Here is a 15679-nt window from a genome sequence, read left to right on the forward strand (position 1 = left end):
CGTAAGCCAGATCTGTATAAAGTTACAGATCTGGCAATTGCCTGTCTGAAAAAAAGCCGTTACACTCCGCCGCGAACCAAGGGGTGCTTTTAGCTGAGACGCCGTCAAACGCGAACCCTTCGAACCTGATCCGGATCATACCGGCGGAGGGATGGTACTTCTGTATTCCTTTTGCTTTGGTGATCCTACTTTTTGATATGGAGTAGAATCATATGTCTCGAGTTTCCTGTTTGTCTTTGGCCATTCTGGCCGCGTTATCCACAACTGTGAGTGCTGAAGAGAACCCTGTGTCCGAACAGGCTGTTGAACGCATTCTGGTGCAGGGCGATTTCCGTCAAGAGCAACTGCAAAAGCTACCCGGCAGTATTCTGGTATTGAGTCAGCAGGATATCAGCCGTCAGAACGCCCAGCATTTAGATGATGTATTGCAACAAGCCGCCAACGTGAACTTTTCAGCTGGTGCGTCCCGTGGCCGTTTTTTACAAATTCGTGGTATAGGCGAGCGCAGTGAATTTGTCGACAGTATCAATCCTTCAGTGGGCGTGCTGATTGACGGCATTGATTATTCAGCTTTAGGTGTCAGCTCTTTAGCTGATGTGCAGCAAGTTGAAATTTTTCGTGGCCCGGAAGCAACTCGTTTTGGTGCCAATGCGATGGCCGGTATGCTGAATTTAACCTCCAATGCCCCCAGCTTTGACGGCGAAGGTCAGCTCAATGCCACCCTGGCAAATTACGATAGTTATCAACTAGCTGGCGCATACAGCAATGCGATAAACGAGCAGTGGGCTTATCGGCTGGCTGTCGATCATCAAAGCTCAGATGGTTTTATCGACAATATCTTTTTAAACCGTGACGATACCAACCATATTGACGAAACCTCGGCCCGTGCTGCGCTGCGTTATCTGGCAAACAAAGAACTGACACTGGATTTCATTGCTCACTACCGCGATATTCACAATGGCTACGATGCGTTTTCACTGGATCGTAACCGCACCACCTTATCGGATAAGCCTGGCCAGGACTTACAACAAAGCCGGGCTTTAGCAATAAAAGCCGATTATCAGGGCTTTGATTGGGCTAATGTCTATACGCAATTAAGTGGCCTGACAGCTGACACTGACTATGGTTTTGATGAAGACTGGAGTTATGAAGGTATTCATCCTGATGGCTATGCCACTGAAGACCGCTATTTACGAGTACGTGATCAGTGGAGTCTCGAGCAACGCTTTTTAGGCAAAGATCAAAAGGATTGGGTGCTTGGCTGGTATGCCAGTGGTCAAAAAACTGAGCTGGAGCGCCAGTTCTGGAACTGGGATTTATGGCAGGCCGCACAGTTTTTCAGTGATTTTAAACGCCAGAATATGGCGGTATTTGGGCAGTGGTCGACAGATTTAGGCGATGGCTGGAGTTTAACTTCCGGCGCCAGGGCTGAGCGTTATGATGATGAGTACAGCGACAGCAATGGCATCACCCAGCAAAACGACGAACTGATGTGGGGCGGAAAACTAAGTTTAAGCTTAGCGCTGACGGATTCAACCAGTTTGTATCTGTTGGGTTCACGAGGTTACAAAGCCGGTGGTGTTAACGGTGAAGCTCTTGGTAAAGCGCTGGGCAGTGGCGTGGATGAGCTTTCTGAGTACTTAAACAGCAAAGCTAATTTTTCACCTGAAACCTTATGGAATGCTGAGTTTGGTGTCAAAGGCAGTTCTGCCGATCAGACTATTGTCAGTCGAGTGGCGCTATTTGCCATGTGGCGTGATGATATGCAGGTGAATAGCTGGGTAACACGAGATCAGTCTTTTGTCGGTTTTATTGATAACGCCGCTTCAGGCCGCAATCATGGACTGGAGCTGGAAAGCCGTGTTCAACTGACGGACAGCTGGACTTTATTCGCCAATGCCGCCTGGCTTGAAAGTGAAATCCGTGGTTTTATCACTGAAGAGGGTGTAGATAAAACCGGTCGTGATCAGGCCCATGCGCCGCACTACCAATACAGTGTCAACAGTGAGTGGTTACTGACTACTGATCTGAGTTTTAATCTGGGCGTGCAAAGCAAAGCCGCTTTTTATTATTCCGACAGTCACGACGCGCGTTCAGAGCAAATGCACTTAGTGAATTTACGTTTGCAGTACCAGTGGGATCAAGTTCAGCTGGCTTTATGGAGCCGCAATGCATTGGATGAAGAATACGGAGTGCGGGGCTTTTATTTTGGCAACGATCCACGGGATGGTTACGAGCCTCATACCTATGAACAATTGGGTGAACCGCGCCGTATAGGTTTCACCGCCAGCTATCAGTTTTAAAAGGTGAATCATGAAATTATCTATTGAAATCAGTAAGTACCCACTAACCAGTGACTATATAGAGCCTATAAAAGGTTTTATCGAATTGCTGAACAGCAATCCAAATGTACTGGTGATCACCAATACATTAAGCACTCAGGTGTTTGGTGATTACGACGAAGTGATGGCGTTGTTACAGCAAGGCATTCGCTGGTCTTTTGAGACCTATGGCAAAGTGGTGTTTGTGGTGAAATTTCTGCATGGTGATTTACGACCATGACACAAGAGTGGCAACAGGTATTTAGTGGCTGGCAAACGCTGACTCAGCTCGAGCTTGCCGCTACTTTGCTGGCGCTGGCTTATGTGCTGCTGGCGATGAAGCAAAGCTTATGGTGCTGGCCTGCCGCTTTACTCAGCACTTTGTTGTACACCCATATTATGTGGCATTCGGCGTTGCTATCTGATGCCTTACTGCAGGTGTATTACGCAGGTATGGCGTTGTATGGCTGGTACAGCTGGCGGCAACAACAGCTACAACTACCTGCTGGACAGTCGGGGATGACCGAATGGTCGGCAGGGACTCATCTGAATTTAATTGGTGGTACAGCGCTCTGTGGATTGCTGTTGGGTTATCTGATGGATCAGTACACTCATGCAGATTTTGCTTACATAGATGCGCAAACGACGGCCTTTAGCGTGATGACGACCTATCTGGTGGCACGTAAAGTGGTGTCCAACTGGTTGTATTGGGTGGTGATCGATGCCATCTGTATTTATGTGTATATACAAAAACATCTGTATTTTACGACGGCACTTTTTGTACTCTATACCATTATTGCATTGATCGGATTTTTTGTATGGCGCAGCAGTTATCAGCAACAACAGCAGATCAACCCCGCCTGATCTGGCATTTATGCCAGCAACTGGAGTTTTTTGCTGATCACCAGCCGTTGTTGTTAACGCAACTGACGCAAGGTAAAAGAACCAGCTCTTATCAGGTGCAAACCAACAGAGGCCATTATGTGTTGCGCCACTATGGCCCTTCGGTGCTGGGCGTTTGTCGTCAGCAGGAACTAAGGTGTCAGCATGCGGCCGCAGCTGCAGGCTTAGCGCCAGCTCCTTTGTGCCTGAATAACCATCAACGTATGTTGATCACCGAATTTTTACCAGAAGCTCAAAGCCCTTCCGTAGCCTATGTCCGGCAGAGTATTCCGGCCTTAGCTAACAAGCTGGCCACGTTACATCAGTTGCCAGTGCAAACCGCTGTGCTGGATCCCTGGCTGTATTTGCAGCAACTAAAAACTCAGCTGGAACCGCATTGGACGGATCAAGCTCAGAAAATCTGGTTGCCATTAATCAACGCTGCCCGCGATTTACAGTATTTTCAGGCGGACATTGGCTTGTGTCATATGGATTTGCACCAGCAAAATTTGTTGCTTTGGCAACAGAAATTGTGGCTGATTGATTTTGAATACTGCCAGTTGGCTGATGTGGTCTTTGATTTAGTGGCAATCATGGTGCAGTTTGACTTGTCAGACACCGAACAACAGCAACTACTGGATAGTTACAGAGCAGCCAGAGGTTCGGCTTGCAGCGTGCAGTTACTGGAAAAAGTGGCGCTGGCGAAAATAGTGTATTCAGGCTTTTGCTGGTTGTGGTACTGGCAGGAAGAACTGGACAATCAGGATCCCAGATACAAACAAGCCGCAGCAGACTGCTATCAGCTGTTACTGCGGCTTGTTCAAGCTTAGGGTTTTAAAGTCCGCCTAAACGCTCGGCCAGAATTTTGTAACGTTTTACATCTTCCTCATCGAACACTGGTTTGCCTTGTTCGTCCTTGCCATTTGCAACCAACAGATTTTCGCGTGCCAGACGTTCAACACGGATCTCCTGAATACCTAAAAAGGCGGCGACTTCTGCAACGTTGAGTATTGCCATAATGAGTTCCTGCAGTAATTATTTGAATTAATTTAAGCTGATATTTTTATTTTAGTGAATAAAGTTTAACAAGCACTGATGTTTTACTTACTTTTTTCCGGTGTGACAACTGATGCGCTGTGAAATTTGTGTTTTTTTTGAGTTTTCTTTGTTTTACGTCCAGGACATTGTATTTCGTCGGCAAAATTGAGTTTTTAGTCAGATTTAGTGGCAAAGCCGGGGTTGGTCTTTTTGTTTATTGTTTTAGTCTCTTTGTTCCTGTTGTCTGTCTGGACAAAAACAAGGGCACTGGGTATAACAAACTGAACTACCTAATAATTTTTGTGTAGTTGTCATCACCATTACACAGATTTGAACTATGGTAAATAACAAAACCTAAATCCAACGCGCAACAATCCGAACCTGAGTAATCATTATGAAAGCATCCGGCATGTCATTAGCCTTGTACAATAATTTTCTTGGGCAGGCACCCAACTGGTACAAACTGTCTATCATCGCGTTTTTGTTTATTAATCCTCTATTGTTTTTACAAAACCCTTATTTAGCGGGTTGGGTTTTAGTGGTGGAGTTTATCTTCACTCTGGCTATGGCGCTGAAGTGTTATCCGTTGCAGCCTGGTGGCTTGCTGGTGCTACAGGCTATTGCGATAGGTATGACCAGTACCACCAAAGTGATGCATGAAATTGAAGTTAATATTGAAGTGATTTTATTGCTGGTCTTTATGGTGGCCGGCATTCACTTTGTCAAAGACTTGCTGTTATTTGTCTTTACCAAGCTGTTGATCCGGGTGCGTTCCAAAACATTATTATCTTTGGCATTTGTTTGTATGGCGGCTTTTTTATCGGCATTCCTTGATGCTTTAACTGTAGTCGCCGTTATTATTGCTGTGGGTATAGGTTTTTATGCTATTTACCACAAAATATCCTCGGGCAAAAAGTTTCCTGACCCTCACAATCATAATGAAGATCATGAAGTCGCAGAGTTGTCCCGTGCAGATTTAGATGCTTTCCGTGGTTTTTTGCGTAATTTACTGATGCATGCCGGGGTGGGAACCGCTTTAGGTGGTGTTTCTACTATGGTGGGTGAGCCACAAAACCTGATTATTGCCGAAGCTGTCGGCTGGGGCTTTGGCGAGTTTGCATTACGCATGGCTGCTGTCAGTATTCCTGTGCTGATAGCCGGTTTGATTACGACTGTAGTGCTGGAGAAATTCCGCTTATTTGATTTTGGTGTGCGTTTGCCTGTAGCGGTGCAGGATGTGCTGATTGCCTATGATAACTATCAGACTGAGCGTATGACGGCTTCGGATATCAGCAAGTTATGGGTGCAAAGTGTTATTTCCGTTCTGCTGATCCTGTGCTTAAGTTTGCATCTCGCTTCTGTGGGTTTAATTGGTTTAATGGTGATTATTCTGGCCACTACTTTTTGTGGTGTAACAGATGAGCACGCTATAGGTAAAGCCTTTCAGGAAGCCCTGCCTTTTACCTCTTTATTGGTGGTGTTTTTTGCCGTGGTCGCCGTTATTATCGACCAGCACTTATTTAAACCTGTGATTGATTTTGTTTTAACCTTTGATGGGCAGCAACAAACGTCAGTATTGTTTCTGGCCAACGGCTTATTGTCTATGGTCAGTGACAATGTGTTTGTCGGCACCGTCTATATCAATGAAGTTAAAGCAGCCTGGCAGGCCGGCGACATTAGTCGGGAGCAGTTTGAAATGCTTGCTATCGCTATTAATGCCGGAACAAACTTGCCGAGTGTAGCTACACCTAATGGTCAGGCTGCATTTTTGTTCCTGCTGACCAGTGCATTAGCTCCGCTTATTCGCTTGTCCTATATGAAAATGGTCTGGATGGCTGTGCCTTACACCATAGTGCTGGCAGTAGTAGGGCTGTTAAGTACGACTTTCCTGTTGCCTGAAGTGATTCATTGGCTCTACGCAGCAGGTTGGATCCAGCCTTATGATGCGGCAGCGGCTGCTGCTACAGTAGTTGGCGGACATTAAGTTGTTATGGATCAGAGGTCTAATTCCTCTGATCCATATTTTTACCCCCTTCAGCTTGTTGCAGGTCAGAACGTCTGGACAGCTTGTATTCAGACAGGTATAAAGTACGGCATGTAAAATTTTCAGGGCATTTTACCCTCTGTCAGGCGCAATAGCTTTTGTTGCTTGCCATATTGCTCAGGGTGTTTTCTTTGCAAATACAAGTGAACACAACTCAGCCCGCTAAGAGGATGCAAGTACATGATTGAGCTTCTGTTTATAGTCTTATTTCCTTTAATAGGCTCTTTAGTGCCAGTACTGACAGCGCGATGGTCACGTAGCCACAGTGCTCTTGCAACAGCTTTATTACCCCTGGCCGCTTTAGTTGTCGTATTGCAGCTTGCTCCAGCAGTATTTTCCGGTGAAACCTTATTTTATAAATTGCCTTGGGTTGAGGCTTTAGGCTTGTCTTTAAGCTTCCGGCTGGATGGTCTGTCTCTTTTATTTCTGTTTCTGATCCTCGGCATTGGTTTGCTGATCATTTTATACGCCCGTTATTACTTGTCTGAAAAAGATTCGATGGCGCGTTTTTACGGCTTTTTAATGCTGTTTATGACGGCCATGCTCGGCATAGTGTTGTCGAATAACCTGCTGCAGTTGTGGGTGTTCTGGGAGCTGACCAGTATCAGTTCTTTTTTACTCATTAGTTTCTGGTGGCACAGAGCTGACGCGCGTTTAGGCGCCCGCATGGCGCTGATGATCACAGGTTTTGGTGGTTTAGCCTTGCTGGCCGGTATCTTATTGATTGGCAATGTACTGGGTAGTTTTGAACTGGATGTAGTGTTGTCTCAGGCCTATGTGTTGCAACAACACTCCTTGTATCCGGTGATTTTAATTCTGGTATTGCTCGGCGCTTTCACTAAGTCTGCGCAATTCCCGTTTCATTTCTGGCTGCCCAATGCGATGTCTGCGCCAACCCCGGTCAGCGCTTATCTGCATTCGGCCACTATGGTGAAGGCTGGTATTTTTTTGCTGGCCCGGATGTATCCGTTACTGGCAGGCAGTGATTTATGGTTTTTGATGGTCACTATCACCGGCATGACCACTCTGCTGGTTGGTGCTTATCTGGCGTTGTTTCAACATGACTTAAAAGGCTTGCTGGCGTATTCCACCATCAGTCACTTGGGTTTAATTACCTTATTGTTTGGCTTAGGCACAGATCTGGCTGCTGTTGCTGCTATTTTCCACATTATCAATCACGCTATTTTTAAAGCCTCGTTGTTTATGGCTGCAGGTATTATTGACCATGAATCGGGTTCGCGTGATATGCGAAAACTCAACGGTCTCTGGCAATTTATGCCAGTGACCGCCACTCTTGCCATGGTGGCATCTGCTTCTATGGCGGGTGTGCCTCTACTTAACGGCTTTTTATCCAAAGAAATGTTTTTTGCCGAAACTCTGCATCAGGAAGTATTAGGGGCCTTGTCCTGGTTGATCCCCGTGCTTGCTACTGTAGCTGCAACTTTGTCTGTGGCTTATTCAGCGCGCTTTATTCACGATGTGTTTTTTAATGGTCAGCCTAAGGGGTTGCCACGCACTCCTCATGAGCCGCCTCGTTATATGAGGGTGCCAGTTGAAGTGCTGGTCGCGCTTTGTATTTTGGTCGGACTGGCACCTGCCTATGTAGTAGGGGATTTATTAGCCGTTGCTTCCACAGCTGTGCTCGCTGGTCCTTTACCCTTGTACAGTTTGTCGATTTGGCATGGCGTCAATTTGCCATTAATGATGAGTGTATTGGCTTTAACTCTGGGTATTGTGTTGTATTTCAACCGCAAGCATCTGTTTCGTTTTCAGGCTGAATTGCCAGAGCTGAACCCGTTGCAGTTTTTTGAAGTAAAAATTAATGCCTTATTAGGCTTCGCAAAAAAATGGCATCACCGTATTGAGTCCGCCGCGCTGCAACGCTACCTGATGTGGATGTTTGTCATAGTGGCCATACTACTGATTTGGCCTTTGCAGCAAATGGGAGAATTCACCCGCCACAACGCTGTGCAAGCGCCTGATACATTGATGTTTGCCGCCACTTTTGTCGCCGCTATAGCTGCTGTAGCTACTGTGTTATGTCAGCGCCAGCGCCTGCTCTCTTTAGTAATGATTTCTATTGTTGGTTTAGTGGTCACGCTGATTTTTGTGCGGTTTTCAGCACCTGATCTGGCTTTAACTCAGTTGTCGGTGGAAGTGGTGACTATAGTTCTGTTGATGTTGGCGTTATTTTTTCTGCCGCATAAAATCAGCAGGGCATCCAACGCTGGCCGATTGATCCGTGATGGTGCCATTGCTTCCATCTGTGGTGTGGTGATTGGCAGTTTAAGTTATGCATTGATGCTGGAACCGCAGCAACGTATCTCAGATTTTTTCCTCGCTAACTCTAAAATTGGTGGCGGTGGCTATAACGTCGTCAACGTTATTCTGGTCGACTTCCGCGGTTTTGATACCCTCGGCGAAATTACAGTGTTGGGTATTGCCGCTTTGGGCATCTTTAAACTACTGACACGTTTACCTTTGTTCAGATCCAGCTCAGATTCACAAGGGCGACAATGGGCGCTGGATAAACATCCGATGTTGCTGGCAGTGGTCTCTCAAGCCTTGTTACCTTTAGCCTTGTTAGTCTCTGTGTATATTTTCTTCCGTGGTCACAACTTACCTGGTGGCGGATTTGTCGCTGGTTTAGTGACTGCTATAGCCATCATTTTACAGTACGTGGCGCAAGGTGTGGATTGGGTGCGTGAACGTTTAACGCTGGAGTATCATCGTCTGGTTGCGGCCGGAGTGCTGATATCCACCTTAACCGGGGTTGCCAGCTGGGCTTTTGGACGACCATTTTTAACCTCCTGGTTTGATTATTTCCAACTGCCACTTTTTGGCGAAATTGAACTGGCCAGTGCTATCGCTTTTGATTTAGGGGTTTATCTGACAGTAGTAGGGGCGACTCTGATGATTTTGGCTAATTTAGGCAAAATGACCACTGAACACAGACCTGTAAATAAGGGGCAAAGCTAATGGAATTACTGGTCGCTATTATTATAGGTGTACTCACCTGCTGTGCTGTTTTTCTGATTTTACGGGCCAGGACCTTTGCTGTCATGCTGGGTTTGACCATGTTGTCTTATGCCGTAAATTTATTTATCTTTTCCAGCGGTGGATTAAAAATAGGCGTTGGAGCTGTGCTCAATGCCACAGAGGAATATGCCGATCCTTTGCCTCAGGCTCTGGTGCTCACTGCTATTGTGATTGGTTTTGCGATGACGGCTTTTCTGGTTGTATTGTCTATCCGTGCCCGCGCTGATTTAGGCAATGATCATGTGGATGGTAAATTACCCGTAGCGAAAAACACCCGACAGGGAGCTTCGTCATGAACCATCTGATTATTCTGCCGATCATTTGGCCTTTGCTGGTCGCTTTGCTGACCTTGCTGCCGCCTTTTGACCGAAGCTTGTTATTACGCCGGTATTTAAGTGTTGGTGGTTCTGTGGTGTTGCTGGTGTTCAGTGTTTTGCTGGCGATACAAAGCACCAACAGTCCGGCACAACTCTATCAACTAGGCAATTGGGCTGCACCTTTTGGTATCAGCTTATTATTAGATCAGGTCAGTAGCCTGATGTTATGCCTGACTGCTGTGCTGGCAGTCGCATCCAGTTTATATGCCAGCAGCGGTGAAGATGAAGGGGGCTTCTTTTTTCACTCTTTGTTGCATTTCCAACTGATGGGCATCAACGGCGCCTTTTTAACCGCAGATTTGTTTAACCTCTTTGTATTTTTTGAAGTGCTGTTGATTGCGTCCTACTCCTTACTGATCCATGGCGGTGGCAAGGCAAAGACAAAAGCTGCTGTGCATTATGTCATTCTGAATCTGGTCGGCTCCGCCTTGTTTTTATTTGCTCTGGCGCTGATTTATGGTGCATCAGGCACCTTAAATATGCTGGATTTGGGCACTAAAGTCGCGACTTTGTCTGACACTCAACTGCAGTTATTGCAGGCCGCTGTAGCGCTGTTGTTGGTAGTCTTTGGCTTAAAAGCCGCAGTGATGCCGCTGCATTTCTGGTTAGGCAGTGCTTACTCTTCAGTGACGCCAGCTGTGGCTGCTTTGTTTGCCATTATGACCAAAGTGGGAATTTACAGTTTGCTGCGGGTTTTTGCCATGGTGCTGCAGGATGCTGGTTTTGTCGCGAGCTGGGTGTTTCCGGTGCTGTGGTGGACTGGTCTTCTGACCATTGTAATGGGTGTGCTGGGCGTTTTAGCCAGTGAAGATTTGCGTAAAATGGCCAGTTATCTGGTGGTCGTATCAGTCGGGACTTTAGTCGCTATGCTGTCGTTAGGCACGCCAGAGTCTGTGCAGGCCTTGTTGTATTATCTGGTGCATTCAACCTTAGCCACTGCGGCTTTATTTTTACTGGCCGATCTGATTGCTCATCAGCGTGGCAAAGCCGGTGACCGTTTGGTTAATGGCCGGAAAATTGTCCAGCCTGTGTTGCTTGGTTCTGCCTTTATTGTAGTGGCTCTGAGCATAGTAGGGATGCCACCATTTTCTGGTTTTATCGGTAAGTTATTGCTGTTGCAAGCAGTACCCCAAGGTCATGCTATGTTGTGGTACTGGTCGGCCTTGTTAGGCAGCAGTCTGTTATTGCTGATTGCGCTGAGCAGGGCTGGCAGTATTTTATTCTGGCAGGTTGCAGGTGCTGATACCGAAGCCCGTATGGCAGGTGGACGCAGAGGTACTGCCTTAGTGCTGCTGGTGTTGGCCAGCCCGTTGTTAAGTTTGTTTGCCGGGCCTTTAACTGACTGGTGTCAGGCTGCTGCGGTTCAATTGCAGACTATTGTTAATCTCAGTCCGGGAGCCCTCTGATGAACTCATTAAAGAAGTGGTGGCCAACCCCTGTCCGTAGTCTGTTTTTATTTCTGGTTTGGTTATTACTGAATAACAGTGTGGAGTTTTTTCATCTGTTTTTTGGTTTGGTGCTGGCATGGTTGATCCCGCAGCTTATTCATAAATTCCGCCTGATCCAGCCGGGCATGAAAAACCCTGGTGCAGCGCTGCGTTATGGTTTTATGGTGCTTTGGGATATTGTTGTGGCTAATATGCAGGTTGTGAAGCTGGTTTTGGGACCGAATAAACGCTTACGGCCTGCTTTTATTAAAATCCCGCTGGATTTAACCGACAATTTGTCCATTACTATTTTGGCCAGCACAGTGTCTTTAACGCCAGGTACTGTCAGTGCCGAAGTTTTAGCTTTGAATGTAGGTGTTGATGAGCCCAGGTATTTGCTAGTGCACGTACTTGATTTAGCTGATGAAGCTGAATTAATTCAGCAAGTGAAACAACGCTACGAAGCTCCATTAAAGGAGATATTTTAATGCTTGATCTGATTTTGCAAGGCTGCTTCTTCGTGGTCGGACTCGCCTTGTTGATGAATTTATACGCGGCTATTCGCGGGCCTTCGGTGATCGATCGTTTGTTGGCGCTTGATACTATGTATATCAACAGTATAGCGCTGTTGTTGCTGTACGGCATTTATCTGGGTACCAGTTTGAATTTTGAAGTGGCTTTGCTGATAGCCATGTTGGGTTTTGTCAGTACTGTGGCTGTATGTAAGTTTCTGCTGCGTGGCGACATCATTGAGTAAAGCGCTGATACTGAGGAGTGAGATATGAGTTGGCTTGAATGGCTGGTAGCCTTGTTAGCTGTGGCAGGGTCGTTATTTGTGTTGTTAGGATCCTTTGCGCTGGTGAAACTACCTGATTTTTATACCCGCCTGCATGGGCCAACCAAAGCCACAACGCTGGGTTTAGGTGCTCTGGTGTTGGCCTCTATGGTCTATTTTAACTTTGTCAAAGCGGAGTTGAGTTTACAGCAGTTGCTTATCGCTTTATTTTTATTTATTACCGCACCTATTACCGCTCATATGCTAATCAAAGCTGCGCTGCACTTAAAGCTGAAGACATCTGCATCAACCTCAGGAAAGCAAAACGCCGATCTTTAACTGAATTTTGCAGTAGCCTTAGTTTTCTTCGTCAAAGCCGTTTTCGATTAAAGTCACTACAGCTGTTAGTGCTTCTTGTGCCTGAGAGCCTTGGGTACAAACTTCCAGAGTTTTACCTTTGCTGCTTGCCAGCATCAGGAGTGCAAGCACACTGCTGGCATCCGCAGTCTGACCTTCCTGCTGTAACTCTATTTTGGCGTCAAACTGACGGCACAATTGCACTAACTTAGTGGCCGCTCTGGCATGTAAGCCGAGTTGATTGACGATAGTGACGGTTTTCTGAAGTTTATCGGCCATGATGTCTTACCAATTCGCGGTGACGAATTTGCACGTCTTCCCGCTGTAAGCGGTAACTCTCAGCCAGAGATTCAGCGATATACACTGAACGGTGTTGGCCACCTGTGCAGCCGATGGCAATGGTCAGGTAACTGCGGTTATTGCGCTCTAAGTGGGGCAGCCAGGTGCCGATAAACTGATTAATTTGCCAGATATACTGAGCCACTACAGCTTGTGACGACAGATAGTCCTGCACAGGTTTATCCAGCCCCGTCAGTATTTTTAACTCTGGTTCCCAATGTGGATTTGGCAAAAAGCGGGCATCAAATACATAGTCAGCGTCTTTGGGAATACCGTATTTAAAGCCAAAGGATTCAAACAATATAACCAGACGTCCGGTTTTTTGCCCCAGAATACGTTCCCTAAGCTGCTCTGCCAGCTGATGTACGTTCAGCTCTGTGGTATCCAGGTATAAATCGGCACGGCTGGAGATAGGGTCTAACAGCTGCTGTTCGCGTTGTATGGCTTCATCCAGTGACATGGCCTGATGCGACAAAGGATGCAGGCGGCGAGTCTCACTGAAGCGTTTAATTAAACTGGTATGGTCGGCGTCGAGGTAAAGAATGGTCAGGTCAACTTTGTGCGGTAGATAAGACAGAATATCTGTGAGTTCTTCAGGGTCTTGCGGTAAATTCCGTACATCTATACTGACCGCGACTCTTTCATACTGACCCATAACGGCGTTAGCCAAAGTGGGCAGTAAATTAACCGGGATGTTGTCTACACAATAATAACCAAGGTCTTCCATGACGCGCAGGGCAACAGACTTGCCCGAACCCGATCGACCACTGACGACCAGTAACTTCATTTTGCTATCACCTGTTCAGCACTTGTCATCAATAACTGATACAAATCGTGGCTGGTTGCGCTATGACGGATTTTTTTGGTGAAATCTTTCTGGCTCAGCATACGTGCTATGCCTGATAAGGTGGATAAATGGGTTTGACATTGATTTTCCGGGATCAGGATGGCGCAGAAAATATCCACAGCCTGATTATCAATAGCATCAAACTGTATTGGATCTTTGCTGACAACAAACACCAGCATAGGTGTGGTGACATTTTTTAATTTGCCATGGGGAATAGCAATACCACCGCCAATACCTGTAGAGCCAAGCTTTTCACGGCTCATCAGGGCTTCGAGTATGTTGTACTCAGGAATTTCCGGTAAACGCTGATGTGCCAGTTCAGCTATGTATTCCAGAATGCGTTTTTTACTATTAAAAAGGACCGCACTCTTGGTGCAGTCCTCCGATAACATTGAGCTCAGGTTCATAGTTTCAGAATCAATGACGAGAAATTTTCTCTTTATGTTTAATAACTTGGCGATCCAGTTTGTCGATCAACTGGTCTATCGCAGCGTACATATTTTCGTCTTCCGATACAGCGAATACTTCACCTCCGTTGAGGTGCATCTTAGCCTCTGCAATCTGCTTCAATTTTTCCACGTTCAGCACTACATGTACATTGTTAATATGATCAAAATGACGTTCAAGTTTGGAAAATTTGCTATCGACGTAATCTCTCAGTGCTTCAGTGATTTCTACATGACGACCAGTTAAGTTGATTTGCATAGACTCTTCCTTCTTTGTAGAGCTGTTAAAGCAAGCTCTTGCGCTGATTAGACGGCGGAATAAACAAGGCTTCACGATACTTGGCAATGGTACGCCGTGCGACATTAATCCCTTGTTCTGACAGTATTTCTGCCATCCTGCTGTCACTTAAAGGTTTGGCAGGATTTTCCGCCGCCACCAATTTTTTAATAAAGGCGCGGATGGCGGTGGATGAACATTCACCACCACTCTCTGTACTTACATGACTGGAGAAAAAGAACTTAAGTTCAAATATTCCTCTGGGAGTGTGCATATATTTTTGTGTCGTAACACGGGAAATTGTTGATTCATGCATTCCCACCATTTCAGCGACATCGTTTAATACCATGGGTTTCATGGCTTCTTCACCGTGTTCAAAGAACGCCTGCTGCTGCTGTACTATGCAGTTCGCTACTTTGAGTAAAGTTTCGTTGCGACTTTCCAGACTTTTTAAAAACCATTTGGCTTCCTGCAAATGGGAACGGATAAACTGACCATCGGAGGCGTTACGGGCATTACGTGACATGGCGGCATATTGCTCGTTAATTCTGATCTTTGGCATCGCATCAGGATTTAACTCAACCATCCAGCGTCCTTTAATTTTCGCTACCGATACATCAGGGATCACATACGACTGTTCTTGTCGAATCACATCTGCCCCAGGTCTTGGGTTCAGGCTGTGGATAAGGCGCATCACTTCTTTTAAGTCGTCTTCTTTGAGTTTAGTCACACGCATCAGAGAACGGAAATCTCTGTTGGCTAAAAAGTCAGTATATTCTTTAATAATATGCCGGGTTTCGGCCAGATAAGGTGTTTTAGGGTCAAACTGACGCAGTTGTACCAATAAACATTCCTGGATGGTACGGGCTCCAACACCTACAGGGTCGAATAGCTGGATACGTTTGATCACAGCTTCGACTTCGTCGGCCTCTACATCAGGCATTCCCAAAGATTCGAGGATCTCTTCTGTACCTATCGTCAATAAACCGTTTTCGTCTATGGCTTCGATAATAATTTCAGCAATGGTGCGGTCTGTGTCTGAGAACGGGGTTAGCTGCATCTGCCAGCGTAGGTAGTCTTGCAGAGTTTCGCTGGTTTCGCCCTGAAATACCGTATCTTCATCACCGTTGTAGTTATTGGCTCCTGATACAGGGGCTGCACTGACTAAATCATCCCAGTGGCTGTCCAGCGGTAAATCTTCTTTAATATTTTGCTCGGACATCGCTTCGCTGCTGTCCTTTACCTCAGGCTCGTAGTGCTCATCATGGCTGCTGTCGTAGTCGGGGGCGTCAAACTCTGCACCATGATTTAAATCTTTAGAGGAGGGTTCCTGAAGTACAGCATAGTCATCTTCAGCTTCCAGCAATGGATTAGCATCCAGCGCTTCCTGAATTTCCTGTTGCAGTTCAATAGTAGACAATTGCAGCAGTTTAATTGCTTGCTGCAATTGAGGAGTCATTGTGAGCTGCTGACCAAGACGAAGTTGCAGAGACGGTTTCATGTACTTCTT

General features: G+C 46.2%; 17 protein-coding genes and 1 riboswitch. Of the genes, 11 read left to right on the forward strand and 6 right to left on the reverse strand.

Features of this window, described 5'->3' with window-relative positions; all coding sequences use genetic code 11:
• Positions 1-69: 69 nt before the first annotated feature.
• Positions 70-169: riboswitch (TPP riboswitch) on the forward strand.
• A 43-nt stretch (positions 170-212) separates the two neighbouring features.
• Genes P3C17_RS00825 through P3C17_RS00840 form a run of 4 tightly spaced genes read left to right on the forward strand, consistent with a single transcriptional unit; the run spans position 213 to position 4033 of the window.
• Positions 213-2303, forward strand: coding sequence for a TonB-dependent receptor (locus tag P3C17_RS00825; protein ID WP_300927676.1), 2091 nt, complete (start codon positions 213-215; stop codon positions 2301-2303).
• Between the two features lie 10 nt (positions 2304-2313).
• Complete coding sequence (locus P3C17_RS00830) at positions 2314-2562, forward strand: YkoF family thiamine/hydroxymethylpyrimidine-binding protein (protein WP_300927677.1); 249 nt, start codon at positions 2314-2316, stop codon at positions 2560-2562.
• Positions 2559-3185: a nicotinamide riboside transporter PnuC gene (pnuC, locus tag P3C17_RS00835; protein ID WP_300927678.1), complete on the forward strand. Its 627-nt coding sequence runs from the start codon at positions 2559-2561 to the stop codon at positions 3183-3185. Before P3C17_RS00830 ends, pnuC begins: the two co-directional genes overlap by 4 nt.
• Positions 3140-4033, forward strand: coding sequence for a phosphotransferase (locus tag P3C17_RS00840; RefSeq protein WP_300927679.1), 894 nt, complete (start codon positions 3140-3142; stop codon positions 4031-4033). Before pnuC ends, P3C17_RS00840 begins: the two co-directional genes overlap by 46 nt.
• 4 nt (positions 4034-4037) lie before the next feature.
• Here the strand turns inward: P3C17_RS00840 and P3C17_RS00845 are convergent, their stop codons facing one another.
• Positions 4038-4220 (reverse strand): helix-turn-helix domain-containing protein, encoded by a 183-nt coding sequence (locus tag P3C17_RS00845; protein WP_127019812.1) that lies wholly within the window; start codon positions 4218-4220, stop codon positions 4038-4040.
• A gap of 430 nt (positions 4221-4650) precedes the next feature.
• Here P3C17_RS00845 and nhaB point away from each other — a divergent pair, with 430 nt between their 5' ends.
• From nhaB to P3C17_RS00880, 7 genes are all read left to right on the forward strand, one after another.
• Entirely contained in the window at positions 4651-6225 is a 1575-nt protein-coding gene (gene nhaB / locus P3C17_RS00850) for a sodium/proton antiporter NhaB (protein WP_300927680.1), read from the forward strand.
• 240 nt (positions 6226-6465) lie between these two features.
• Entirely contained in the window at positions 6466-9264 is a 2799-nt protein-coding gene (locus tag P3C17_RS00855; protein WP_300927681.1) for a monovalent cation/H+ antiporter subunit A, read from the forward strand.
• On the forward strand, positions 9264-9620 hold the full coding sequence (locus tag P3C17_RS00860; RefSeq protein WP_233081593.1) for a Na+/H+ antiporter subunit C: 357 nt from the start codon (positions 9264-9266) through the stop codon (positions 9618-9620). Before P3C17_RS00855 ends, P3C17_RS00860 begins: the two co-directional genes overlap by 1 nt.
• On the forward strand, positions 9617-11107 hold the full coding sequence (locus P3C17_RS00865; protein WP_300927682.1) for a monovalent cation/H+ antiporter subunit D: 1491 nt from the start codon (positions 9617-9619) through the stop codon (positions 11105-11107). The genes P3C17_RS00860 and P3C17_RS00865 overlap by 4 nt, the downstream gene beginning before the upstream one ends.
• Complete coding sequence (locus P3C17_RS00870; protein WP_300927683.1) at positions 11107-11616, forward strand: Na+/H+ antiporter subunit E; 510 nt, start codon at positions 11107-11109, stop codon at positions 11614-11616. Before P3C17_RS00865 ends, P3C17_RS00870 begins: the two co-directional genes overlap by 1 nt.
• On the forward strand, positions 11616-11885 hold the full coding sequence (locus P3C17_RS00875; RefSeq protein WP_300927684.1) for a K+/H+ antiporter subunit F: 270 nt from the start codon (positions 11616-11618) through the stop codon (positions 11883-11885). The genes P3C17_RS00870 and P3C17_RS00875 overlap by 1 nt, the downstream gene beginning before the upstream one ends.
• Positions 11886-11909: 24 nt before the next feature.
• Positions 11910-12242 carry a Na+/H+ antiporter subunit G gene (locus P3C17_RS00880; protein ID WP_300927685.1) on the forward strand — a complete coding sequence of 111 codons (333 nt, stop codon included), beginning with the start codon at positions 11910-11912 and terminating at the stop codon, positions 12240-12242.
• Between the two features lie 18 nt (positions 12243-12260).
• Here P3C17_RS00880 and P3C17_RS00885 read toward each other — a convergent pair whose 3' ends face one another.
• The 5 genes from P3C17_RS00885 to P3C17_RS00905 are packed head-to-tail and all read right to left on the reverse strand — an operon-like array spanning position 12261 to position 15670.
• Entirely contained in the window at positions 12261-12539 is a 279-nt protein-coding gene (locus P3C17_RS00885; protein WP_300927686.1) for an HPr family phosphocarrier protein, read from the reverse strand.
• Entirely contained in the window at positions 12529-13386 is an 858-nt protein-coding gene (rapZ, locus tag P3C17_RS00890) for an RNase adapter RapZ (RefSeq protein WP_300927687.1), read from the reverse strand. The genes P3C17_RS00885 and rapZ overlap by 11 nt, the downstream gene beginning before the upstream one ends.
• Entirely contained in the window at positions 13383-13853 is a 471-nt protein-coding gene (gene ptsN, locus P3C17_RS00895) for a PTS IIA-like nitrogen regulatory protein PtsN (protein WP_300927688.1), read from the reverse strand. Before ptsN ends, rapZ begins: the two co-directional genes overlap by 4 nt.
• Positions 13854-13863: 10 nt before the next feature.
• The gene (gene hpf / locus P3C17_RS00900; RefSeq protein ID WP_233081581.1) at positions 13864-14151 is read right to left on the reverse strand and encodes a ribosome hibernation promoting factor; all 288 of its coding nucleotides are present in this window, start codon (positions 14149-14151) and stop codon (positions 13864-13866) included.
• Between the two features lie 25 nt (positions 14152-14176).
• Entirely contained in the window at positions 14177-15670 is a 1494-nt protein-coding gene (locus P3C17_RS00905) for an RNA polymerase factor sigma-54 (RefSeq protein ID WP_300927689.1), read from the reverse strand.
• Between the last annotated feature and the right edge of the window lie 9 nt (positions 15671-15679).

Source organism: Rheinheimera sp. 1928-s (genome assembly GCF_029269265.1).
Taxonomy (GTDB): Bacteria; Pseudomonadota; Gammaproteobacteria; order Enterobacterales; family Alteromonadaceae; genus Pararheinheimera.